At 66.3% G+C, this 24,350-nt stretch carries 17 protein-coding genes and 1 pseudogene; 6 read left to right on the forward strand and 12 right to left on the reverse strand.

Annotated features, from left to right (window positions below; all coding sequences use genetic code 11):
- Positions 1 to 165 precede the first annotated feature (165 nt).
- A complete protein-coding gene (locus tag C6Y14_RS12390; protein WP_107016654.1) occupies positions 166 to 1,227 on the forward strand; it encodes an esterase-like activity of phytase family protein in 1,062 nt (353 codons plus the stop codon).
- A 77-nt stretch (positions 1,228 to 1,304) separates the two neighbouring features.
- Here the strand turns inward: C6Y14_RS12390 and C6Y14_RS12395 are convergent, their stop codons facing one another.
- The 3 genes from C6Y14_RS12395 to C6Y14_RS12405 form a co-directional block, all read right to left on the reverse strand.
- On the reverse strand, positions 1,305 to 2,045 hold the full coding sequence (locus tag C6Y14_RS12395) for an SDR family NAD(P)-dependent oxidoreductase (RefSeq protein ID WP_107016655.1): 741 nt from the start codon (positions 2,043 to 2,045) through the stop codon (positions 1,305 to 1,307).
- Between the two features lie 77 nt (positions 2,046 to 2,122).
- Entirely contained in the window at positions 2,123 to 2,707 is a 585-nt protein-coding gene (locus tag C6Y14_RS12400) for a TetR/AcrR family transcriptional regulator (protein WP_107016656.1), read from the reverse strand.
- A 284-nt stretch (positions 2,708 to 2,991) separates the two neighbouring features.
- Positions 2,992 to 3,837: a hypothetical protein gene (locus C6Y14_RS12405; protein WP_159074225.1), complete on the reverse strand. Its 846-nt coding sequence runs from the start codon at positions 3,835 to 3,837 to the stop codon at positions 2,992 to 2,994.
- 524 nt (positions 3,838 to 4,361) lie between these two features.
- Between C6Y14_RS12405 and C6Y14_RS12410 the strand changes: the two genes are divergently transcribed.
- Positions 4,362 to 7,118, forward strand: coding sequence for an AAA family ATPase (locus C6Y14_RS12410; protein ID WP_263973067.1), 2,757 nt, complete (start codon positions 4,362 to 4,364; stop codon positions 7,116 to 7,118).
- An 85-nt stretch (positions 7,119 to 7,203) separates the two neighbouring features.
- Here C6Y14_RS12410 and C6Y14_RS12415 read toward each other — a convergent pair whose 3' ends face one another.
- From C6Y14_RS12415 to C6Y14_RS12425, 3 genes are all read right to left on the reverse strand, one after another.
- Positions 7,204 to 7,605 carry an ankyrin repeat domain-containing protein gene (locus tag C6Y14_RS12415; RefSeq protein ID WP_107016659.1) on the reverse strand — a complete coding sequence of 134 codons (402 nt, stop codon included), beginning with the start codon at positions 7,603 to 7,605 and terminating at the stop codon, positions 7,204 to 7,206.
- Positions 7,606 to 7,654: 49 nt separating this feature from the next.
- Positions 7,655 to 9,118: a catalase gene (locus C6Y14_RS12420; RefSeq protein ID WP_107016660.1), complete on the reverse strand. Its 1,464-nt coding sequence runs from the start codon at positions 9,116 to 9,118 to the stop codon at positions 7,655 to 7,657.
- Between the two features lie 178 nt (positions 9,119 to 9,296).
- Positions 9,297 to 10,658: an epoxide hydrolase family protein gene (locus C6Y14_RS12425; RefSeq protein ID WP_107016944.1), complete on the reverse strand. Its 1,362-nt coding sequence runs from the start codon at positions 10,656 to 10,658 to the stop codon at positions 9,297 to 9,299.
- A gap of 895 nt (positions 10,659 to 11,553) precedes the next feature.
- Here C6Y14_RS12425 and C6Y14_RS12430 point away from each other — a divergent pair.
- On the forward strand, positions 11,554 to 12,789 hold the full coding sequence (locus C6Y14_RS12430; protein WP_107016661.1) for an epoxide hydrolase family protein: 1,236 nt from the start codon (positions 11,554 to 11,556) through the stop codon (positions 12,787 to 12,789).
- 255 nt (positions 12,790 to 13,044) lie between these two features.
- On the opposite strand, the gene C6Y14_RS44045 is transcribed toward C6Y14_RS12430, so the two are convergent.
- Both C6Y14_RS44045 and C6Y14_RS12435 read right to left on the reverse strand, forming a co-directional pair.
- Positions 13,045 to 13,209: a hypothetical protein gene (locus C6Y14_RS44045; protein ID WP_159074226.1), complete on the reverse strand. Its 165-nt coding sequence runs from the start codon at positions 13,207 to 13,209 to the stop codon at positions 13,045 to 13,047.
- Between the two features lie 513 nt (positions 13,210 to 13,722).
- On the reverse strand, positions 13,723 to 14,952 hold the full coding sequence (locus tag C6Y14_RS12435; RefSeq protein WP_107016662.1) for an epoxide hydrolase family protein: 1,230 nt from the start codon (positions 14,950 to 14,952) through the stop codon (positions 13,723 to 13,725).
- A 439-nt stretch (positions 14,953 to 15,391) separates the two neighbouring features.
- Between C6Y14_RS12435 and C6Y14_RS12440 the strand changes: the two genes are divergently transcribed.
- Together C6Y14_RS12440 and C6Y14_RS12445 are read left to right on the forward strand one after the other, a co-directional pair.
- Complete coding sequence (locus C6Y14_RS12440) at positions 15,392 to 16,810, forward strand: MFS transporter (RefSeq protein ID WP_107016663.1); 1,419 nt, start codon at positions 15,392 to 15,394, stop codon at positions 16,808 to 16,810.
- 63 nt (positions 16,811 to 16,873) lie between these two features.
- Positions 16,874 to 17,317 carry a nuclear transport factor 2 family protein gene (locus tag C6Y14_RS12445; RefSeq protein ID WP_107016664.1) on the forward strand — a complete coding sequence of 148 codons (444 nt, stop codon included), beginning with the start codon at positions 16,874 to 16,876 and terminating at the stop codon, positions 17,315 to 17,317.
- A gap of 393 nt (positions 17,318 to 17,710) precedes the next feature.
- Here C6Y14_RS12445 and C6Y14_RS46030 read toward each other — a convergent pair.
- Positions 17,711 to 17,857 (reverse strand): annotated as a pseudogene (locus C6Y14_RS46030) (IS1380 family transposase); the annotation flags it as partial.
- A 99-nt stretch (positions 17,858 to 17,956) separates the two neighbouring features.
- Positions 17,957 to 19,354 (reverse strand): FAD-binding oxidoreductase, encoded by a 1,398-nt coding sequence (locus C6Y14_RS12455; RefSeq protein WP_107016665.1) that lies wholly within the window; start codon positions 19,352 to 19,354, stop codon positions 17,957 to 17,959.
- A 600-nt stretch (positions 19,355 to 19,954) separates the two neighbouring features.
- Between C6Y14_RS12455 and C6Y14_RS12460 the strand changes: the two genes are divergently transcribed.
- Positions 19,955 to 20,341, forward strand: a complete 387-nt coding sequence (locus tag C6Y14_RS12460; RefSeq protein WP_107016666.1) for a hypothetical protein — start codon at positions 19,955 to 19,957, stop codon at positions 20,339 to 20,341.
- A 1,443-nt stretch (positions 20,342 to 21,784) separates the two neighbouring features.
- Here C6Y14_RS12460 and C6Y14_RS12470 read toward each other — a convergent pair.
- Together C6Y14_RS12470 and C6Y14_RS12475 are read right to left on the reverse strand one after the other, a co-directional pair.
- Positions 21,785 to 22,756: a quinone oxidoreductase family protein gene (locus tag C6Y14_RS12470; protein WP_107016667.1), complete on the reverse strand. Its 972-nt coding sequence runs from the start codon at positions 22,754 to 22,756 to the stop codon at positions 21,785 to 21,787.
- Between the two features lie 414 nt (positions 22,757 to 23,170).
- A complete protein-coding gene (locus tag C6Y14_RS12475) occupies positions 23,171 to 23,929 on the reverse strand; it encodes a dihydrofolate reductase family protein (protein WP_199854716.1) in 759 nt (252 codons plus the stop codon).
- Positions 23,930 to 24,350: the final 421 nt, after the last annotated feature.

The following is a 24,350-nucleotide window of genomic DNA, read 5'->3' on the forward strand; positions in this document are numbered from 1 at the left end:
AGTGTGGGTGACATGTGCTGTAGCCCACCGCTCAGAGTCCGCGTTCTGGGCACCGACGCGGCCTGTGGCAGGTCTGCACGGTCGTGGAACCAGTGGTGCGGCGTGAGCGGACCAGCATGTGACTGACCTGTGTTTACCGGTAACGAACCTCAAGAGGATCTATCTGTGCCCCTTCGTCTCCTGCCTCTGGCGGCCTCCCTGCTGACCGCGTTCGCGGTCACCGTCCCAGCCGCGCACGCCGCCCAGGGCGGCGAGCGTGCGTACAACTCGTCACACGACGCCACGCACGCCTGCTCGCCGCGGGTGACCGTCGACGGGTTCTCCGACCAGCTAGACAAGACCACGTTCGCCGGCGTCCCGGTCGCCGAACTGTCCGGCCTGACGCACGACACCAATGGGCAATTGCTCGCCGTGGGCGACGACTCACGCCTCTTCACTCTCGACGCCAAAACGAAGAAGCCTCTCTCGGTCCGTCCGCTGACCGCAGCGGACGGCGAAGAGGTGGACTCCGAGGCGGTGGCGGTGGACCGTGACGGAACTCGGCTGATCGCCTCCGAGACCGAGCCGTCCGTCCTGCGCTTCGCCCGATCCGGCAAAATCATCGGACACCTGCCGGTGCCCGACGCCCTCAAAGTGGCACCGGCAGGCCGGGCCACGGACAACCTGACCTTCGAGGGACTGGCCCTGATGCCCGGCGGACGCACACTGGTCGCTTCCATGGAGGGAGCGCTCAGCGGTGACGGTGCCGACATCCGCCGCTTCCAGACCTGGCAGCGGTCCGGTTCCGGCACCTTCCGGCTGGGCCCGCAGTACGCCTTTCGGAGCGACACCGACCTGGACGTCTCCGACATCACCTCGACCGGGGACGGCCGACTGATCGTGCTGGAGCGCTCCTTCACTCCCGATGTGGGCAACACCGTTCGTCTGTACGTCGCCGACCTGCGGCATGCCTCCGATGTCAGCCGCGTCGAAACGGTCACGGCCGACCGGCCAGGGGTACGCCTGGCCACCCGGACACTGCTGACCGACGTCGGCGCCTGCCCGTCGCTGGGCGCCCCCGTCAAGCAGCCCCAGGCGAACCCGTTGCTGGACAACATCGAGGGCGTCACCGTTACCGGTCGGGACCGTACCGGGCGACTGAAACTGCTTCTGGTCAGTGACGACAATCAGCGGGCGACTCAGATCACCCGGTTGTACAGCCTCACCGCGCGACTGCCCCGGTGCTGACATGCCACTAAAGGTTCGATGATCCACAGCGATCGCTGACGGGGTGTTCCGCCGCACGGCGGAACACCCCGCTCATGTCACAGGGTGAAGCCGCCGTCGATGGTGATGGTCGCTCCGGTGATGTAGCGGGAGTCCTCACCAGCCAGGTAGGAGATGAGCCCCGCGATCTCCTGTGGGGCGCCGACGCGCTTGAGGGGGCTGAGGTCGGCCAGCGCCTCGATACCGCCGGCGTTCATGTCCGTGTCGGTCGGCCCGGGCTGGATGTTGTTCACCGTGATGCCGCGCGGCGCCAGGTCGAGTGCGACACCCTTGGCCAGGCCGATCAGCGCGGTCTTGGTCAGCTGATAGACGCTGGCGCCCTGGATACCGGTACGGATGGAGACGTTGCTCCCGATGGTGACGACCCGGGCCCCGTCCGCCAGGTGAGGCACCGTGGCCTGGATCGAGAGGAACACCGCGCGGACGTTGATGTCGAGCATCAGGTCCAGGTCTTCCAGGCTCACGGCGTCGATGGTCCCTCCGCGGAGGATACCGGCGTTCACCACGACGACGCTGATCGCGCCGAAGCGTTCCACGACCTGGTCCACAGCGCCGCGGATGGCGTCGGCGTCAGCACTGTCCGCCTGGACCGCGAAGGCCCGGCCGCCGTCACGCTCGACGGAGGCGACGAGTTCCCGTGCTTTGTCCTCGCGTGAGACGTAGGTGAAAGCGACGGTGTAGCCATCGGCGGCGAGGCGGTTGACCGCTGCCGCGCCGATGCCGCGGGATCCGCCGAAAACGAGTGCCGTCCTGGGGCTGATCTGCGTTGTGCTGGACATGTCCCGCTCCGTTTCTGACCAATCGGTCAATAATTAGGGTAAAAAAATGTGCGACTCGTCAGGGAGCCGCACAGGACTCAGCTCATTGCAAGGCGATCGACCGTGAAGGCCGCCATTCGATGCATGCTCTCGGTGTTCGCCCCGCCGCGGGCCGCCATCTGCAGACCGGTCATCGTGAGCAGTACGAACTCCGCCGCCCGTTCCGCACTCAGGCCCTCGTCGATCTCGCCCAGCGACTTCGCTTCCTGGATGCGCGCGATGAGTCCTTCGTGCAGGGTGCGGTTGACCGCCTCGTGCATGCGTGAGAGTTCCGGATCACGGGTGCCGAACTCACTGACCGACCCCACACCAAGACAGCCCAGAGCTCGCGTCTCGTCGTCCTCGGCGGCTATCCCGGTCAGCAGCTGCCGGATCCCGGCGAGCGGCGACGATGGCTCGTTCAGCCTGTCCAGGTGGCCGGCCGTCGTGTTTGCCTGATATGACCGCAGAGCCTCCAGGTAAAGCTGGCGTTTACCCCCGAAGGCGTTGTAGAGGCTCTGGCGGCCGATGTCCATCTCTTTGAGGAGGGCATCGGTGGATGTGGCGGCAAACCCTTTCTCCCAGAAAAGCCGAGTGGCCTTCTGTACCGCTTGTCCTTCGTTGAACTCCCGTGGCCTGCCCATGTCTGTACTGTACACCGCTTCTGGACTGTCCTGTCAAGAATGAAGCCGCGGAGGCTTCCGATCGGTGCCCCTGGGTCTGTTCCGCCGTCCGGGGTGACCAAGGATTCGCCGTCCGGTTGCCGGGAAGCGGACGCACTCCCGTTCGGGTCGTCGGCGAGGCCCGTTTGATGTCCCACGGACGGCTGGACGCCGTTGCCGGTCTCGGGACACCGGCGCATGTCGCGTCGGCAGAACCGTGTGCGGCTGTCGTGCGCGGTTGCGGAGGAAGGATTCCGTCATGCCGTTCAGGCCGTTTCGGTGTCGGTCTGCGTTTCGGCGACGGACACGATGAGCATCCAGTGGATCAGATTCTTGTACTCGCCGGGTGGCACGAGTGAATCGATGAGCACCGCGAGCTGATCGCAGATCGACTTCGTATGCCTGCTTCCGGCTCTGCTTTCACGTGCTTTCTTCTTCTGGTCATCGACGATCTGGCGCAGAGCGCCGAAGAGTGCCCCGAAAACTCGCCACTCACGCATTTGTTTCTCGTTTGCGCCCGCCAGTCGCGCTGCCATCGCCACGTCCCTGGTGTACGTAGCCCTGATTTGTCCGGCGTGCACCTTCAAGGTGGCTATCCGAGTCGGCTGATCATTGTGGTGCGGGGTGCCGGCGAGTTGTCCCTCGGCGGCCTGGAGGGATGTGTCGATGAACTCGCGTGTCCAGTCCGATATGAACTGGGCCGGTAGGTGCTGCGCGGTCAGGACGGCAATGGGCAGGACGCCCAGACAGGCCGCACCCGTGACGAAAGCCTCGGTCACCGGTAGCCCACTGACGGTGGCGTCGTAGCGGCCTGCCGACAGGTTGTCGAGTACTTCAACCCCCGCCCGGTGCACGCGGGAGGCGACGACCAGGGGCAGTGCGCGGCCGGGGTCGTGACCCAGCGCACCGAGAACAGCGTAGGGGAGCAGGGTGAAAACATTGACACGCCCCGATGGCGTCCGCGGAGGTGATGTCAGAAGTTCTTTTACTGATGCGGAAAGCGAAGGTTGGCTGTCACCCAGTACTTCGATGACTTCAAATGTGGCTCTTTCTATTTCGCCTTCCCGGGTGATCAAGTTTTCGTAAGCCTGGGAGACGTCGATGGCAGTCATGTGTTCTCACTGTTTTTCGAAAAGACCTAATGAGCGTCCCGAAGGTCCGGGTGGGCGCGCTGTTCGTGCAGCGAAGGTAAAGGGGGAGTCCGCTGCTTGTCAATCGATCCGTATTGCGGGAAGCGCTCGCGAAAGCTGATTCTTCACATCACTGGAAATGTGCGGTACGGGTGAACTTTGAAGACGTTCCATACGTTGTCTTTGTACTCCGGTGAGGCCGCCGAGGCGCTGTGTCCGTCACCCGTGTCTGTGCTCCGGCCGCATCCCTGTCGAGCCCATGGCGCGTTGAGCTCACGACGAACCCTCGGCGATGGCTGTCACCCGTATGATCGAGAACCAAGTGGCATGAGCGGAGGCACGGGTGTCGGGCTGCGCGCGGATGTGAACCCAACCACGCACGGCGTGGTCCGTACGGTTGCACCCCTGCAAGCGGGGGCCGTGTGCGAGACAGGTGTTCCGCCCGATTGGAGAGACGGCCAGTGAATTTCACTCATCCAGTCCTGTCAGGTGCGGGCAGTCCGCTGGTGGGGCGGGACGGTGACCTCGAACGTATCTCTCGCCTGCTGGACGCCCCGGACTCGAACGGTGCCCTGCTCGTCTCCGGTGAGGCGGGTGTGGGCAAGAGCGCGGTTCTTGATGTGGTGGCGGAGACTGCCGCGGCGGCCGGATCCTTCGTGCTGCGTGCCGGCGGTGTCCAGTTCGAGGCGGACATCAGCTACTCGACTCTGAACCAGGCCCTGCTGCCCCTGCGCGACGGTATGGTCCACTTGGACGGCACCCACCGCGCCGCCGTCCGCGTTGCCCTGGGCCTCAGCGGTGGCAGGCCACCGGAGCGTGCGGTGCTCTTCGACGCGATAATGGTGCTCCTCCGGCAGACCGCCGAAGACAGCCCCGTACTGATCGTGGTCGACGATCTGCCCTGGGTCGACCGGGCCAGCGCCGCAGCGCTCACATTCGTGGCCCGACAGCTGTCCAGTACAGGTGTCGGCTTCCTGGGGTCGTTCCGGACCGGAACGGTGGGCTTCTTCGAGAACGACGGACTGCCCGTCCATGTGCTGCCGCCCCTTGACCGGGCGTCGGCCGCGCACCTGAGCAAGGCGCGTTTCCCCGGGCTGGCGGGTCAGGTACGCCGACGACTCCTGGACGCCGCGCAGGGCAACCCGCTGGCCCTGTTGGAACTGCCCAAGGAGCTCGGAGCGGACCAGAGCGCATCACTCGGCGTACTGCCCCCCGTCCTCGCTCTGAGCGACCGCCTGCAGTCCCTCTATACGTCCCGCGTGCACAACCTTCCCGCGACCACCCAGCAGCTGTTGCTGCTCGCAGCGCTCGAAGGCAGCGGAGACCTCGACGTCCTGGCGGTGGCTGCCTGCGAGATGCTCGGCCGGGACGCATTGGAAACACTGACTTCCGCCGAGCACGATCAACTAGTCCAGCTGAACCGGGATTCCCGTCGTCTGACGTTCCGCCACCCGCTGATCAGGTCGGCGGTTTTCGAGTCCTCCACCAGTACGCGCAGACGAGCGGCTCATCTCGCCCTGGCGCATGCGCTCAGCGACAAACCGGAGACCCGGGCCTGGCATCTGGGTGAGGCCACCCTCAAGCCTGAGGAAAGCGTCGCGGCTCTCCTCGAAGATGCGGCACACCGCATCCTGGGCCGCGGAGACGCGGTCGCAGCGGTCGCCGCGCTGACACGCGCAGCCGACCTCAGTCCACGAGGCCCCGATCGTGCCCGCCGGCTCACCGAGGCGGCGTATCTCGGTGCCGAGGCGACGGGAACACTGCACAATGTCCACGATCTGCTGGAGGAGGCACAGCGGGCGGACGCCGACGGTGGCCGGTCCCTGCACGCCGCCGCTGCCGCTGTCCAGCTTCTCCTGAACAGCGACGGTGACATCACCACCGCGCACCACCTCCTGGTCGGTGCCATCCGGCAGGGAACACACGGCTACGACGCCCACGACGCCGCGCTGACGGACGCGCTGCACCTTCTTCTGCTGGTGTGCTTCTTCGCCGGCAGGGAGGAATTGTGGCCGGCCTTTCACGAGACGCTTGCCCTCCTGCGCCCGGAACCACCCGCGCTGCTCTCCATCGCGAGCGAGACGTTCGCGGATCCAGCCCGTACGCGCGAGATGACCCTGCTCATGCTCGACCGGATCCTCGACGAGGCCGGTACCGAGGACGATCCGGCCTGGCTCATCCGCATGGGCACCGTGTCGATCTTCACCGACCGCCTTGCGCTCCTGCGCGACACCTCTTGGCGCCTGGTCGGTGAAGGGCGGGACGGCGGTCCGGTCCGCAGGCACCTCGGCGGGCTGATGCATCTGTGCCTCGACGATTACGTCACCGGCAGATGGGACGAGGTTGTCCAGCTGGCGGACGAAGGGCTCGAAGCCTGTTCCAGGTCCGGCTATACCTTCGACACCTGGTACTACTGGTACTGCAAGGGTTTGGTGGTCGCCTCCCGCGGTGACGCCAGGACCGCTGGCGAACTCGCGGATCTGATGACGGGCTGGGCGGCTCCCCGCGGTCTGCGGGCAACGCTGCGGTGTGCCGATCACGTCCGAGCCGTCGCGTGTGCCGCCTCCGGGGACTTCGCGCAGGCGCTCCGCCACACGGAGGCGATCAGTCCGGCCGGCCGTCTCGCGCCCTACGTTCCTCAGGCGCTGTGGGTCTTCTTCGACCTGGTGGAGTCCGCGGTACGCGCCAATCGGCGGGCGGACGCGGTTGCCCATGTCGACGCCCTGCGGCAGGCCGGAGTGCGGGGTATCTCCTCCCGGCTGGCGCTGCTGGTCGGAGGTGCCACCGCCCTCGTCCGTGAGGATGACGAAGAGGCGGCACAACTGTTCCGCGCGACGCTCGCTGAGCAGGATGCGCGCCTGTGGCCCTTCGACATGGCACGCGTACAGCTGGCGTACGGCGAGCGACTGCGCAGGGCGAGGGCAGCCGTGGAATCGAAGGGACCCCTCATGGAGGCGCTGCGAACCTTCCAGCGGCTCGGTGCCTTGCCCTGGGCCGAGCGTGCGAGCAACGAGTTGCGCGCCGCGGGCCATGCAATGCACGGTGAGGACCACGGGGGCGGCGCCCTCACCCCACAGGAGCGGGAGATCGCGAAACTTGCGGCCGGCGGCCTGACGAACAAGCAGATTGCGGAGCGGCTGTACATCTCGCACCGCACCGTCGGTGCACATCTCTACCAGATCTATCCCAAGCTGGGCATCACCTCGCGGGTCGCGCTCCAGGACGCCCTGGCAGCCCTGGAGAACACCGAGAGGAACCCCTGAGCCCGCACGGCATCAGGAAGAGACACATGTGCCCGCTGCGGGCGGCCGTGCACTCAAGGCCGCCTGGCCCGGAAGGTCCGTGTGCTCAGAGTTGGTCCGGAAACAGGTGCCGGCGGCCGAACAAGGCCGCGGCGGCGCGGGCGGTGGGGACACCGGCATCGAGATCGGCGCCGGCATCCCGCAGCACCGCCACCACTTCGTCAGCGCCCTTGAACAGGGCCCCGGCGAGGGGCGACTGGTCTCGGGCGTTGCGAAGGTCCGGATCGGCGCCTAGTTCGAGCAATGCACGCACCATGCCAGCATGGCCGTGATAAGAGGCGACCATGAGGAGGGTGTTGGCACCCGTATCGGCCGTGTCGACAGGCAGACCGTGCTCCACGAACTCCACCAGTTGCCCGGTGCTGCCCTGTCGGGCCAGATCCATGGCGATGTCCACGATGCGTCTGCTCTGCTCGGCGGTAAGCCCACCACCGTATGTGTCACTCATGACGACGCTCTCGCAGAGGGCGGGTGGCAGGGCGTTCGAGCGGCCATGCTCATGGGGTGCCGGCGGCCATTGCCTCGATCGCCTTGCGGACGCCCGCACCGTAAGCCGGGTCGGCCTGGGCGCAGTTGGTGATGTGACGTTCCATGGTCGCGTGTGACGCGCCGTCGATGGCGCGGGCCGTGTTGTCGAAGAGCGTCTGCTGCTGCGCGGGGCTCATCAGCCGGAACAGATCGCCCGGTTGCTCGAAGTAGTTGTCGTCGTCCGCACGGAAGTCGAAGCGGTCGGCAGGGCTCCCCGCTGCATGGCTGGGCTCGCGGTGAGTTGGCTGCTCCTGCCAGCGGCCGTACGAGTTGGGCTCGATGCTCGGGGTGGCGCCCTGGTTGCCGTCGATCCGCATGGCACCGTCGCGGTGATAGGAGTTCGCCCCGTTCCGGGGGGCGTTGACCGGGATCTGGTGGTGGTTCACACCGAGGCGGTAACGCTGGGCGTCTCCGTATGAGAAGAGCCGGCCCTGCAGCATCCTGTCGGGGGAGAAGCCGATGCCCGGTACGACGTTCGCCGGGGTGAAGGCGGCCTGCTCGACGTCTGCGAAGTAGTTCTCGGGGTTGCGGTTGAGCTCCCACTCACCGACCTCGATCAGGGGGTAGTCCTTCTTCGACCAGACCTTGGTCAGGTCGAAGGGGTGGAAACGGTAGGTGTCCGCATCAGCTTCCGGCATGACCTGGATGAACAGCTTCCACTTCGGGAAGTCGCCGTTCTCGATCGCGTCGAACAGATCGCGCTGGTGAGACTCACGGTCCTTACCGACCAGGGCCTCGGCCTCGGCATCGGTCAGGTTCTTGACACCCTGTTGGGTGCGGTGATGGAACTTCACCCAGAACCGTTCGCCCGCGGCGTTGACCAGGCTGTAGGTGTGCGATCCGAAGCCGTGCATGTGACGGTACGAGGCGGGGATGCCGCGCTCCGACATGATGATCGTGACTTGGTGCAAGGCCTCCGGGAGACGGGTCCAGAAGTCCCAGTTGTTCTCCGGATCCCGGAGGTTGGTGCGCGGGTCGCGCTTCACTGCGTGGTTGAGGTCGGGGAACTTCAACGGGTCACGGAAGAAGAACACCGGAGTGTTGTTCCCGACCAGGTCCCAGTTGCCGTCCTCCGTATAGAACTTCAGCGCGAAGCCGCGGATGTCGCGCTCGGCGTCGGCGGCGCCGCGCTCGCCTGCGACGGTGGAGAAGCGGGCAAACAGCTCGGTCTTCCTGCCAACCCCGGAGAAGATCTTTGCACCGGTGTACCGCGTGATGTCCTGCGTCACCTTGAACGTGCCGAAGGCACCCGAACCCTTGGCGTGCATCCGGCGCTCCGGGATGACCTCGCGGTCGAAGTGCGCGAGTTTTTCGAGGAACCAGACGTCCTGCAGGAGCATCGGCCCCCGCGGGCCCGCGGTCAGAGAGTTCTGGTTGTCAGGTACGGGCGCGCCTGCCACGGTGGTCAACGGGCTCTGGTGACTGTCAGGCATAGGGGGCTTTCTCCTCGATGATGTCTTACGCCGTACCACCGGCGTCCGGCTCGGTTCGCGGTGGTCGGTCACACGTTCTGCTCGATCGTCGCCGACTCTGCAAAGGCATCGAAAGGTGTGCCGACGGTGCTGACGAACGCCCGGGGAGCGACACACGCGTCGTCCCCGGGCGTCAGGATCAACGCAGCGACCTGAAGGCCGTACGGAGTTCGCGGGCGAGTAGCTGTGGTTGCTCCCACGCCGCGAAGTGACCGCCCTTGTCCACCTCGTTCCAGTGGATGAGGTTGCCGTAGGCACGCTCGCCCCAGCTCCGTGGCGCGGGGTAGATCTCACGGGGGAACACCGTGACCGCGACCGGGACACTCGGGATGTCGACGGCGTTGAAAGGCCCCCCGCCGGCCTGCGAGCCCTCCCAGTAGAAACGGGACGACGACGCCCCGGTGCCGGTCAGCCAGTAGATGGAGATGGCGTCGAGCATCTCGTCGTAGGTGAGGACCTTCTCGGGCCTGCCGTCGGAATCGGTCCACTCCGCGAACTTGTCGTAGTAGTACGCCGCCATCGCGACGGGCGAGTCGGCGAACGCGTAACCGATTGTCTGCGGGGTCTGGTTCATCATCGCCGCGTATCCGAAGCCGTCGCGGTAGAAGTGCAGCAGGCGGTCGTAGGCCACCTTCTCGCGAGCCGACAGAGAGGCGGGCGCGGGGTCGGAGTTGCGCAGGTGGCGCAGGACGTCCGGCGGTACGGTACCGGGCATGTTGACGTGAATGCCCAGAAGACCCTTGGGCTTCTGGGCCGCGAGCACCTGCGAGATGATCGCTCCGTGGTCGCCGCCCTGGGAGACGTACCGCTGGTAGCCGAGCCGATGCATGAGCGCGTCGAACGCCTTCGCGGTTCGGGCCGGGTTCCAGCCGGTCGTCGTCGGTTTGCCCGAGAAGCCGTAGCCGGGAATCGTTGGGAGGACCAGGTGGAAGGCGTCCTCGGCGCGGCCGCCGTGCGCGGTCGGGTTTGTCAGGGGGCCGACGACCTTGAGCAGTTCCACGATGGAGCCGGGCCAGCCGTGCGTCATCAGCATCGGCATCGCGTCGGCGTGCTGCGAGCGGATGTGCGCGAACTGGATGTCCACGCCGTCGATCTCGGTGATGAACTGCGGCAGTGCGTTGATTTTCGCCTCGGCCTTGCGCCAGTTGTAGCCGGTGCCCCAGTACTCCACGAGCGGGCGGAGCCGTGCGAGCTGGGCGCCCTGTGACCGGTCGCCGACCGTCTCCTTGTCCGGCCACCGGACGGCCTTCACCCGTCGACGGAGTTCGTTGATCTCTTTCTGCGGGACCCTGACGCGGAAGGGACGGACAGCGGCATTCGGTCGTGCCGTGCCGGCGGACACACCACCCGCCGTCACGTCACCGGTCGTCGACGTGACTCCAGTTGCCGCCCCGGCCCGAGTGGCCAGGCCGATCTGCGTGGCTGCAACGGCGCCTGCGGCGATGCCCAGGAAACGACGACGGTCGGCGTTTCCACGCCCCGCGTGGTCGGTCATGTCCATGAAGAACTCCAATTCTCGGTCACGAGCGACGGCTCGCCTCGTCATGGCGTCGACACGTGTGACGAATCGCCCCGGTGGAATACCGTTCTCGTCATCACCGGTCGAGGCAGTGATGATCGTGCCATGTGTCAAAGTTACCAGTCAAGTAGGTGACGGTGGGTTTCGCAGGTTCCTGGTCGACGGTGTGGTGGTGTGGTGGTCGCCCGCGGGGACGGAGGCCTCGAACACGGCGCTTCTCCACGGCGGACCGGATCGTGCTCGCCGCCCGTCTTTCCCTGCTGTCCGGCTACGGAACGGTGTTGACCCCGCTCCTCGGGTCACGCCCGACCAAGGCACCTCGACACGCTCTTGCTGTAGGAGCGACGAATGGAAAGGACCTACGCGTCGCGCGTGTCGCACGGGTGAGTGGTAGGGCTGTGCGCAAACGTGTCTTCGGACCGGAGGTCGGTGAGGGCTCACCGCCCGCCACCCGGGCCCTGTGGTGGCCGCCTCTCGATCTGGGGAGATCGCCCGGCGATTCGGGCATGTGGGTGGCTGCGGGTGGTTCCCCTGTCGTCGACGCTGCCGACCCGGTCGGAGCCCCCTCGCCGTCGACCGCTGGTCGTCCGCCCTGGCAGCCGCGGGTGTCGGTCGCAGGGTGCAGCTGGTGCCAGGCTCAGGTGATTTTGGACTTGACAGTCCAGACAGTCGACGTCAGACTGATCGACATCAAGTGGACTACTCGATCCATAGTGCAGGTCCCCCAAAAGACACGTGTGTGCCTGTACTTCACCCGCTGATCCGGTCTCACCTGGCGCACGGTGTTGAGGGGCCCGGATGCCCTTGCGGCGCTGGGCGCCCCACCACCCGCACGACGCCGATGCCGGCCTCTCCTCGATGAAAGAGCAGTGGACTCATGAGTGACACCAACACGGTTCCCACCTCTGAGCACTTCACCATCGACGTGGACCAATCGCTTTTGGACGATCTCAGGGAACGGCTGCGCAAGACCCGTTTCTTCGACGACCTGGACAACGAGGACGAGTACTACGGCGTAGGTACCGACTACCTCAGGCCGCTGGTCGATTACTGGGCCGACGGGTTCGACTGGCGTGCGGCCGAGACGCGCCTCAACGCTCACGAGCAGTTCAAGGTCGAGATCGGCGGTGTGCCCGTGCACTTCGTCCGCAAGCGCGGCAAGGGCCCGAACCCGACGCCCCTGCTGATCCTGCACGGCTGGCCGTGGCCAGGCGAATTCAGCTACCCGTTGATCGATCCCCTCGCGGACCCGACCGCGCACGGTGGCGACCCGGCCGACGCGTTCGACGTGATCGTGCCGACCTTGCCGGGCTTCGGTTGGTCCACCCCCCTGGAGCGGGGCGACCTGAACTACTGGAAGATCGCCGACATCCTCCATGTCCTGATGACCGAGAAGCTGGGCTTCGAGAAGTATGGCGCGCTGGGTTCCGACTACGGTGCCCTCGTCGCCGGCACCTTGGGCCACAAGTACGCGGACAGCATCATCGCCATCCACCTCGGCCATGACCTGGTGCCGGGCATGTTCCAGCACGACCGCTACTGGGACCTGACTGCGGGTCAGCAGATTCCCGAGGACGCCTCGCCACAGATGCGCGCGGACATCATGCGTATGCACTCCACCTACGCGTCACACGTAGCCGTACACATGCTGGACGCCTCGACCTTGTCGCATGGGCTGAACGACTCGCCTGTCGGCATGCTGGCGTGGCTGATGCAGCGCTGGAAGAAGTGGAGCGACAAGAACGGTGAATTCGATGCAGTCTTCTCTCGGGACTTCGTGCTGACCCAGGCGACCATATTCTGGGTGACACAGTCCATCGGCTCCTCCATCCGTATGTACCGCAATACCGTGCGCTACCCCTGGACGCCGTCGCACGACCGGCAGCCGCTTGTGGAGGCCCCGGCAGGCTTCACCCTGCTGCTCGGTGACGCCTTCCCGCCCGGCGTCAGCTCGGTCGAGGAACGCGTTGCGGCGTTCGAGCACGGGCCGAGCCGCGAGGTGTTCAACCCCGTCAACGTCAACGCCCATGAGCGGGGCGGGCACTTCGGTCATTACGAGAACCCCGAGGCCTTCATCGGCGACATCCGCGAGACCTTCCGCCGGGTGCGCTGACACCGTCCGGCGTCGACGCCTCCCTGGCGGGTGGACCGGCACTGAGGGTTGCATGTGCCGCATCAATGGTTCGGGCCCGCCCGTGAAGGTGTCCCGCGTCGAGCCTCCGGGCGACAGGAATCTCCTTCCACAGCATGGAAGACGTGCCGGGCACAACCGCCGACAGGCAGCTGTGCCCAGCACATCTGGAGATCGACCGGCAACTCGGCGTACCGGGCGCAGGCGCCTGCGCCCGGTCGGCGCAAGGTGCTGGTCTTATATGCAGTTGAGTCGGCAGATGGCGACGGACATGGTGCCCGAGTCGGTTGTGGACGTCCCGTGGGTGGTGACGGCCTGAGCCGCTGTCGTGCCCGTGGCGAGCAGCAGCGCGGACGCGCCCAGGACGAGGGCGGTCTTGCGCGCACGGAACAGCAGTCGCATGTCGAATCTCCTTGAGAACGCGATGTCTCGTCCGGCCTGGACAGGCGGACGCGCCCCGGGCGGGGCGTCATCGCGGGGACAATCGTGCCATGCACACACTCAGGACTTCCAGCAGTTCATACATGTCGACTGGGCGAGTGGAGTGGTGAGTTCGTGCGACTCGGACGTGCCGGTCATTTCGCTGTGTCACGGGCGTGCAGCGAGGTGTGAGGCGCTGATCGTGCCGTCGTCCCACGTGTGGCGGCGCCGCGCCGTATGCCCGCACACCGTGGTCTGCCAATCCACTGCCAGACGCCGAGGGCCCGTGGTCATGCTCGGGTGTTCCGTGGCTGTGATCGAAGCGGCATCGGTCGGCGGGACGCCGGTGCCGCCGGCCTCGCCGTGCCGCATGAGTGGCCGTAGGGCAGGCACCTGACATGGCGCGCGAGGTTCGCCGCTTCGCGGACCTCCCGGCCCCTTGTCCTGTGCCGTCCGCTCCCGTGCCGACCATGCAGCGCGGGTGGGGGATGTGCGTCAGCGCAGTGCGCGGTAGGTGTTGCGCAGGTCCTCGACCCAGGCATCGGGGTTCTCGTACGGACCGAAGTGTCCGCCCTTGTCGTGGACACTGACGGCTCGGATGTCGGCGTAGAACTGACCGCCACCGGCCTTGAAGGCCGCGATACGCTCCTCGGCCGTGTCGACGCCCGGGCGGTTGTCGCCCAGCAGCAGGGTGAAGCCGGCCGGGGCCTGGACATAGGGGGTCTTGTCGTGGACCGGCTGTGCGGGGTAGAGGTGGGCGTTCTTGTAGGCGCGGATCGAGGAGCCGATGGACTCGGTGACCCAGTAGATGGTCGCGAAGGTGAGGATGTCGTCCACCGGCCAGTCGGTGGCGAAGTCCCCGTTGCGGTCGCTCCACTTCTTCCACCGCCGCACGATCCAGGCCAGGAGTCCGACCGGGGAGTCGTTGAGGCCGTGGGTGAGGGTCTGGCCGTCGAAGAGATGCGCGACCACGTGTGAGATGTAGGTGTCGGTGGTCCGGAGCGCGCGGAGGCGGGCCTCCTCCGAAACGTTGGGGGTCGGCTGGCCACCGCTGGTGTCCCAGAAGCGGTCCCCTTGGAACATCCCAGGCGGCATCTCGTTGCCGAGGTGGATGCCGTACAGCGAGTCGGCGTATTTGTGACCCAGCCGAGCGCCCACGAGCGCACCGTAGTCGCCCGCACCGACGCCGTACTTCTCGTAGCCGAGAATGTCCGTCATCAGGGTGTGAAAGCGGTCGGCCATGCTGGCGAAGTTCTCGCGGGGGTTGGCCAGCGGGGTGGAGAAGCCGAAACCAGGCAGGGACGGCACGATCACGTCGAAGGCGTCCGCGGGGTCGCCGCCGTGAGCGGCGGGGTCTGTCAGCGGACCGATGACCTTGTGCCAGTGGTAGTAGGTCCAGGGCCAGCCGTGCATCAGCAGCAGTGGAACAGGAGCCGGCCCGACGCCGCGCTCGTGGACGAAGTGCACGGGGGTGCCGTCCACGTCGAGGCGGTGCTGGTTGTAGGCGTTCAGTTTGGCTTCGACGGCCCGCCAGTCGAAGCCGTCGGCCCAGTACCGGACCAGGGGCTTGAGGTAGTCGGTACTCAGGCCGTAGACCTCGTCCTCGTTCTCCGGGTCGGAGGTGAGGCGGGCGGACTTCAGGCGGAGCCGCAGATCGTCCAGGATGTCCTGCTCGACGTGGATGGAGAACGGCTCAAGGGACCGCCCGGAGTCAGTGGTACTCATGGGAATAGTGTCCTTCACGTGGAAATCTGCGCCCCGCGTCGGCGGGGTGGAGGGCCCGGGCGGACTTCGTGGCTGCGCCAGGATCCGCATGGACTATATGGTCCACTCAGGATGCACGTAAAGGACCAGTCAGTCAACTATTCACACGTGTGGCGTAGTATCGGCTTTGCGTCAGGGTGCCCGATGCTGCGAAATGAAGGGTTTCCACGGTGGAGTCCTGGTGGTGGGATGGATACCCGCGCAGGATGCCCCGTGGTGCTTCAGTCGGTTTGTGTGTGGGCTCACGTGTCTACGTCCACTGCGGCACTTCGATGTGGCGCGAGACTGGACTTGACGGTCCGGTTTTGCGGGTGCATAGTATTGGACTATGCAGTCCAGTATGGGTTCCTCGCGCCACGCCGTCGGAAGTTTCGCCACGTCACGAGGTGGCGGAGCCATCATGGCGATGCTCTCAGTCTCGGCTGTGTCCTACGCCCTGGTGCAATCGATGGTGAACCCGGGCCTCGAAGCCCTACGAGAGCACGTCGGCGCGTCCCGGATCGGAGTGAGCTGGGTACTCGCTGCGTTCCTGCTGTCGAGCGCCGTACTGACTCCCGTACTCGGTCGGCTGGGCGACCAGATCGGCAAACGCAGAATCCTGGTGGCAGTTCTGCTCGTCCTGGCGGCGGGCAGTGTGGTCGCCGCGCTGGCGACCACACTGCCCATGCTGCTCGTCGGACGCGTCCTGCAGGGCGCGGGCGGCGCCGCCATCCCGCTGTCGTTCGGGATCGTGCGCGATCTCATGCCGGCAGACCAGGTCAGCTCCAAGGTTGGCGCGATCGCCGCGGTGAGCTCCGTCGGTGTGGCCATCGGCGTTCTGGTCGCCGGTCCGATCATCAGCGCCCTCGGTGTCTCGTGGCTGTTCTGGCTGCCCGCCATCGCTAACGGCATCATGGCGCTGGGAGTCCTGCTGTTCGTCCCGGAGACTCCGGTCACAAGTACGGGCAAGCTGAACTATTCCGCCGCCGTGTTGCTTGCCGGCACTCTGGTGCTGCTCCTGCTGCCGCTCACCAGTGGTCAGCGGTGGGGCTGGGGGTCGGTCACAACCTTGGGGTTGTTCGCTGCCGCGGTGGCAGCCGGAGTGCTCTGGGCGACGATCGAGCTGCGTTCGAAGTCTCCGTTGATCGACATGCGGGTGTTTCGGATGCGTCCGGTGTGGACGGCGAATCTCGCTTCTTTCCTGTTTGGCTTCACGCTGTTCGCGGCCTTCGGCTTCATCCCAGCGTTTCTCCAGACCCCCGTGAGCACCGGTTACGGGCTCGGGGAATCCATCACCGTTTCCGGGCTGCTCTTTCTTCCGGTGGCGGCGGTGCAGTTCCTCACCGGTCTCGCGGCGGGTCCTCTGGCCAGACGGTTCTCGGTGAAGGCGCTGCTCGTCGTGGGCTCGCTGCCGATCATCATCGGCTTCCTTCTGCTGGCCCGGTTCCATGGCAATGCCTGGCTCATCTCCCTGGAGACATCGATCGTCGGTATCGGGTTCGGCATCGGGATCTCAGCCCTGGCCGCCGTGGTCGTGCACGCGGTTCCTGCCGAGCACACGGGCGCCGCAGCCGGGATGAATGCCAACGTCCGGACCATCGGAGGTGCGGTGGGTACCGCCCTCGTCGCCACCGTCCTGGCTTCGCACACCGGCAGTGGGGCGTTCCCGGACGAGGCCGGGTACAGCACGGCATTCCTGCTGCTGGCCGTCGGCGCGGTCGCGGTGCTTGCCGCCTGCCTGCTGATCCCGGCCGGCAAGGCCGCAGCGACTATCCGGTCCGAAGAGCGCGAGACGGTCGACGAGATCGTTTCCGAACGCGTGGACCAGCGCACCTTCTGACCTCTCACCGTGCCCCCTCCTGGGCATGGGTGAGCTGCACACGAGTATCAGAGGAAGATTCCTATGTCTGTCACAGCGCATTCGGACATCGATCAGATCCGCGAACTCAGAGCCCGCTACTGCCGCTTGGCAGACACCAAACGATGGGAGGCGATGGCCGACCTGTTCACCGACGACGCGGTCATGCACTTCCACCGGCCCGATGGCACCCTCTCCCACTCGGTGACGGCCGCCGAATTCCCAGCCAGTGTCGGTGGTCGCGTGGGCACCGGCCAGCCCGTGCACCATGTCTTCTCCCACGAGATCGAGTTCACCTCGGACTCCACCGCCTCCGGTGTGTGGGCCATGGAGGACTACGTCTTCTACGACAGGCAGGCTGATTCCGCTGCCCCGTTCACCAGGATGCATGGGCTGGGCCACTACCACGACACGTATCGCAAGGTGGACGACGTCTGGCGCATCGCCGGCTTCAAGCTGAGCCGGCTTCGCATCGACATCACCGACTGAAACCCCCAGAACCCTCCCGCTGTGACCGCGGTCCCGTGGATCGCAGCGGGAGGGTTCGTGCTGTTGCTCCAGGTGCCGGCCCGCCGCGGTCACAGCCGGGGGCCGGGGGCCCGGGGTGAGGTTCGAGCGGCTGAGCCTGGCCGGGCTACCCGAAGGGGGGCGGGGCCGAGGGGCCGCCGCGCAGGACCGCACGGAGACGAGTCCAGTGGTGATGCTCTCGGGGCGAGGTAGTTCACCCTCAGCGGTGCATCCGGGCGGCGAGCTGCAGGTTCGGCAGGCCGTGGAGGTGGATAGTCTGGCCTCCGTCCTTCGTCCTTGTGCGTCTTGTTCTCGGCGAACCGGACCTCGGTCCGCGGTGGGCGACACTCGCCCGGCGGTCCCCGCCCAGTGCGGCCATGGCGTCAGCGCCGCTGATATCGCTGTGTGCAAGTCGACTTCGCGGACCGTCTCGACCAGTGGCCCGCCCCTGGCCTGCGGGACCACCGCCCCACTGCCGCCCTCGATGCGGACACGCGGGCACGACCCGCCACGCTTCTTCACCTGGAGAGGGATTTCTTCCGCGTAGCCGACAGGGCCTAGACAAGCCCTGTCGTTGGCGGTTCAGGGGCATCGGCCGTCCCATTGCGTGGAAGCACGAGACTAACGTGCCTCGTATGCCGCCGGCTTGATGTTCTGGTTGGCGCGGAAGAGGTTGTCGGGGTCGTATTTCGCCTTCAGCTGCGACAGTCGCTCGTAGTGTGAGGAGCCGTACGCTGACACGATCCGCTGCTCGCCCTCGTCGAACAGTTCATTGACATAGACGTTGCCAGGGGTGAACGGCCGCATCCGGTCGAACAGTTCACGGCACCAGGAGATGTTGGCCGCGTCGTCGGCCTCGTCCTCCCACGCACAGAGGAGCGCCACCATGTAGCCCTCCTGCCGGTGGGGGAACGCGGTCGCCTCCAACGGCACCCTGGCCATCTGTCCGCCCAGCAGAGTCAGACCCACCTGAACCAGCGGCGACTGGCGCTCCTTGAAGCCGTCCAACAGCATGGTGAGGGCGTCGTCGGTCAGGGTGGGGAGCATGAACGATCGGGTGTAGTAGCGGCGGTGGTGCACCATGGCCGCGTCCGCGAGCTGCTGGACCTTCGGATAGTCCATCGTGTCGGACGCCCGCATGAGGGCACCCGTGCCGAAACCGGCGAGCGCGTCGACCAGTGCGTCGGAGTCCTCCGCGGGCGCGCTGTCGACGTACTGCAGCGCGATCCCGGTCTGCCCCTCACCCAGATCGAAGAAGCCCACGGCCAGGCCGAACCGGTCCGGAGCGGTCCTTATGAAACCGTCAAGTCCCTCCACGACGGAAGCGTGTGCCGACTCGTGATACACCACTGCCCCGGTGCGGCACGGGCCCTGGGGGTGCAGGTTGTACTCAAAAGACGTGACCACGCCGAAGTTGCCGCCGCCACCCCTGATGGCCCAGTAGAGGTCGGAATCGTCCGCCGCGCTGGCTCGGCGCAGCTCGCCGTTGGCGAGCACGACGTCGGCGGCAATCAAGTTGTCGAGTGTGAGGCCGTGAGCCCGAACCAGCCAGCCGACACCGCCGCCGAGAGTGAGGCCGGCGATGCCCGTGTGTGAGACCTGTCCCGCGGTCACGGCCAGTCCGAAGCGGTAGGCCTCGTCGTCCAGTTCCGCGAGCAGGAGTCCTGGCTCGGCGATCGCGACGCGTCGCTGGGGGTCGATCCGCAGGCCCTTCATCCGCCCCAGGTCAAGGATCAGCCCGTCATCGATGGTGGAGTGCCCGGGGTAGCTGTGGCCTCCACCGCGCACCGCAAGGGGGATGTCGTGACGGGCGGCGAACTTCACGGTGTCCATCACGTCGGCGGCACCCGCGCAACGCACCACTAGACCCGGATGCCGGTCGAAGTACCCGTTCCACACGCGGCGGGCCTCGTCGTAGCCCGCGTCGTCCCTGCCCAGCACTTCACCCCGTACCGTGGCGCGCAACACGTCGACATGGTGCGCTGCTACTGCGGCACCGTCGCGGTTCATCAAGGTCATCTTTGTCACCTGGGTTCTTTCATCGTTCGGCCCGTCGGTACGGACGGCGGGCAAGGTTCCGCCATCCGCTGCTCTGCGGGACCGGATGGCGGGCGACCAACACGGGCCTCTCGTCGGTGTATCCGGACGCCGCACCGCGTCAGTCTTCTCCGACACGTACCGATCATCACTAGCTATACGGAGGGAGCGAGCGTCTTAGTTCACGCCGCCCGCATCGTTTCTGTCGCCTCGGGTAAAACAGTCGATGTCACCCGAGTGCGCAGCCTGGTGCATGCTGCTGCGCGGCGATGTCCGCCTCTTGACGTGCTAGCAGGATCTGCATGGCGAGCGGTGGGCTGACGGCACGTGACGGTGCGTCGTTCTCTTCGCTCACACGTACCAGGGTCGGCTCGGACAAGCACGACAAAGACAGACACTCCGTGTAGTGCGAAAACCCCAAGGCCTACGTTGACGACCTCATACCACCTTCCGGAAGTTGGCGAATGTCTGAATCCGAACTTCCGCCTATTCGTTGAATGCGCAAGTGTGTGTGCGGCGCGTGTATACGTATGATCCGGGACCTGGTGCCCGGGCAACCACATCACCTACAGGGAGTACGACATGAGCAGAGTGTGGAAGCGCCGTCTCGTGGGCCTTGCGGCCGCGACGTCCGGTGCGGCGCTCTTCACGGGCCTCAACCTGGCCCAGCCCGCCGCGGCCACCGACCTCGGTCAGATCACCTTCTACGCGAACCACGACTTCACCGGCAAGCAGGTGACCGCCGACCACGCAGACTACGAGTGCCACAACCTGCCGCAGGCCATGTACTCGGTCGAGAACTACTCGCTGACCAACTACATGGACGTGTACTACAAGGCCGATTGCGCCCCGGGCGTCCCGGACTCGCCCTACACGGACGCGTTCCTGCGTCTGGACGGCCTGCACCAGAGCGGCACCGAGATCCCCTCCGGCTTCCGCAGCTACCGGGTGCTCGCCACGACTCCGTAGAGCGGCGCCACAGGGCGCGGACCACGCAGAGCCCGTCTCCGAGCGACCGAGCCGCAGCACTCGCACGAGGCGGGCGCTGCGGCTCTCGTCCGCCGGCGTTCAAGATTGCCCGCCGCTGATTCGGCTGTGTGTTCGGGCTTCGATAACGGCACGCTGTGTTGTTCGACTTCGGGAGTGTTGCGCTCGTGCCTGCGGCTGCGCATGATCTGACGCTCGAACGCTTCCGGTGATTCGATGGTCACGCGGATGCGTGGGTGATCTTCCGGTCTGGGTGGTCCCGCAGCTTTCGTGCTCGGCGTCGGATTCGTGCCCGTCCGGAGGGGTGAGGGCCCGTCTTCCCAGGCGGCAAAGTGGCGCGTCGCCCGTTCCCCGGCTACCGACGCCTCTTCGTCCCATGCTGAAACTCCAGCGATCCTCGCTGGTGCCCAGCGACCGTGTCGCTCCTCCAGCGTTGGATCCGCCTGCGCCAAGCGGGCACGCCACTGCGGGACCTGGTCGGCCGCCGCCGGTGTGGTCTCCTGCGACGGCCGCACTGTTACGAGCAGATCGACCGGTTCCGCGGCGAACGGCACGGGCGGGAAGTGCCGGTGTTCTTCGTGCACAGATTCAATGTTCTTGTGGCTCATGTCCTGTGAACGAGTATGTCCTGCTCTCAGGCCCAGCAATGGCGCGGAGCGTCCGGCACACGTGGTGCGGTACACGGCATGATGAGGACGCCCCCGTTCAGACTTTCGGATGGAAAGGCATGCTCGTTCCCTCGCCCCAGCAGGCGGCGCGCCGCCCGTCACGGTCCTCCTGGTCGAGGACGACGAGGTGATCCGCCGAGCTCGTGCCTCCCGAACTGGGCGGCATGGGCTGTGCTGGCGCATCCGGGAGACCAGCCCCGGCCCCGTCCTCGCGATGTCGGTGCGCGGCCACATCACGGACGTCGCCTCGGGCCTGGAGGCATCCGGGGCGGTGGCGCGAATCCGGTTGGCAGCGCGCCGTCGGGGCAGGAGTAGTCCAAAGGCACCGGGAGCGTGGCGCGTTCGCGCGTGTGGTCATGCGGTTGCCGATCCTTGGCGATATCCGCGCAGGAGCGCCATCCGAGAGGGCCTGCAGCCACCCAGGCGTCCGGTCCGGCAGCGGCAATCGGCGCTGAGAGGCATGCCGCCGTCAGCACGGTGGCCGAAATCAGCGTGAGCCCGCGAGAGGGCGGGCCACGCATGAAGAGGGGCACCTTCGATGGTCGTGCTGAAGGGGGCGCGGTGCGATCACAGGCCACAGCCATCGACGGGGCGCCCGTTTGCCGACACCGCGCGGCTCATGTACCAGCCCGGCCTCAGAAACGTATCGTCCGAACACCAGGACGCTAAGTCATGGAGGCGGGTCCCGTGCAGGGGGGAAGCACAGGACCCGCGGTCTCTGGGGAGCGACGAATCAGATAGCGGTGGCCTGCCGGGTTCAGAGGCTGGTGTCGAAGAGCAGCTTGCCCGTGGTGCCGCGTGACTCGATGTCGATGTGCGCCTGCGTGGCGTCGGCCAGGGAGTAGCGCCGCGTGATGTCGATCTTCAGTGCGCCGTCACGGACCTTGTCGAACAGGTCGGCCGAGTACTTTCGCAGCAGCTCAGGGGTGTGGATGTGGTCCGAGAACACCGCGTAGGTGACCTTGACGCTTTTGGGGAGGTCGGTCATCCGCACAGTGGGAACGTCCCCCATCAGCGGGCCGTAGTAGACCAGCGTGCCGGACCGGCGCAGGACGTCGATGGAGGACTGGAAGGTGGTGCCACCGCCTCCGTCGAACACGGCGTGGACACCCTCATCGTTCGTGAGGGCGTGGACGCGCTCCACGAAATCTCCGTCGAGGGAGACCAGGACGTGGTCGGCCCCGGCCTCCTTCGCAACCGACACCTTCTCCTCCCGGGACACCAGCCCGATCACGGCCACGCCCCGCAGTTTGAGCAACTGGATCAGGAAACGCCCCACCCCGCCAGCGGCGGCGTGCACCAGCGCGGTCTGCCCGCGGTCCAGAGGTGCTGCCTCGTGGACGAAGTGGTGGGCCGTGAGCCCTTGCATCATGGTTGCGGCAGCCACGTCGTTGGGGATGTCGTCGGGGACGGGTACCACCTGATTGGCCGGGACAGCGATCCGCTCGGCATAGCTGCCGTAGTTGAACACCCAGGCCACCCGGTCGCCCACTGCGTAGCCATCGACGCCCTCGCCGAGGGCGGCGACCCGGCCGGCGGCCTCCACGCCGGGGACGAACGGGGTCCGACCGCTACCCGTGCCGAGGGAGCGGGTCTTCGTGTCCATGAAGTTGATGCCAGCGAACTCGATGTCCACCAGCAACTCGCCCGGCCCGGCGTGCGGTTCGGGCCACTCGCACAACTCCATCGCCTCAGGACCGCCAGGATTCTGCACCACTACGGCACGCATGATCGTCCCCTTCCCAGGGTGTTTTCTTGGATTTTGTTGTTGCCTGGACCCGGAACGCCGAAGATACAACTCATTTTGTGGACTGGAAAGTCCAAATGTGATTGTGAGTCTCTCGATGTCACTTCGCACGACCCAGTTACTCACACGTACCTTCCCGGTGAACGCTCCGGCCGGTCCGGAGTAGCCTCAAGGTATGAGCTTGTTCCTGAATCACACTGGTCGCGTTCGGCGTGATGGCGGGGCGTTTGTGGGTCTTGCTGACCTGAGCACCGAGGCGGTGCGCGGCTCGCCTACGGCCTGCAGGCCCATGCGCTCGGCGTCGGCAGCATGACGGATCCTGCTCTCCACCGAGGATGAACGCGACCTGGGCGCCCTAACTTCCGCAACGTACATTTCCACATGGACAGCGCAGCATCATGCGGTGACCGCAGGGCGCGGCGGCGCCGGTCCGTCGTCGCGAAGTCGGCGGTACTTCACGAACAGGGACTCCTCGGCCTGCAGAACCGACTCCAGGACCATGGGCCTTGACGTCGCGGGCAACGGGTGCGTGCTGATCCTTCCGTCGAGTCCCCCGACGAGGACCGGCGACACCGTGAGACACAGGGCGTCGACCAGGTCCTCGCCGATCAGCCCGCCGAACAACGTCGGTCCCCCTTCGCAGTCGACCCTCCGCAAGCCGCGTTCCGCCAGCGCGTCGAGGGCACCCCGCAGATCCACCGACCCGTCCCCGACCGTCACCAGGTCCACGCCCGCCGCGACCAGATCCCTCCTGGTCGCCAGTGGGGCGTCGCGACACGTGATCACGACAGGTGGTTCGGGGCAGTCCGCGATCTGCGGTGCATCGGGCCCCAGGGAGCACCGGTTGGTGACCATCGCAAGGGACGGCCGGGGACGCAGGCCATGCGCGGCGCGGCGAGCCGGGTCCACCTGGATCGTCTGGTACGCGCCAGCGACGGCGGTGGCGACACCCACCATGACGACGTCCGCGAGGTCCCTGGCTAGCGCCAGGATCCTGCGGTCGGCGGACCCGGACAGGCACTCTGAGTCCCCATTGACGGTCGCCGCCCCGTCGGCGCTGGCGACAAAGTTCGCCTGTACCCAGGCCCGGTCGAGACCGGCGGGGTATTCGTACAAATCTTCCAGTTCGCGTCCGCCCACGAAAACCGCGGGCACGGGATGAAGGCTCTGCACGCTCGATAGCTCACTTTCATGGAAACCGTGACATGTCTGCTTCCGGCCCGGCAACCGTGCGCTGAGAGGACATGTCTCCGTCAATACTCGACCGCGACGGTGGTGGAACAACTGCTCAAGTCACACCTGTGCGGCCGGGATGATCACGGCGGCGGCGAGAGACCTGTCTGTCCTTCAGTCGCAACGTATCCAGACGGCTCGTGGTTGGCACACCTATGATCCTACCGCGGGTGACATCCGTCCGGAATCTTGAGACGGCCAAGGTCAAGTGCCCAAGGTGCGCCAGGATCTCGACCGAGGTATCCCGCGCTGGCCGAGGTAGTTCTGCAAGGCAGTCAGTTGGCGGGGTGCGGGTGCTCCGTCGGTCAGTGTCAGGCGGCTGAGGCGTTCAGTGGGCGGATTC

Source organism: Streptomyces dioscori (genome assembly GCF_003024195.1).
GTDB lineage: Bacteria > Actinomycetota > Actinomycetes > Streptomycetales > Streptomycetaceae > Streptomyces > Streptomyces dioscori.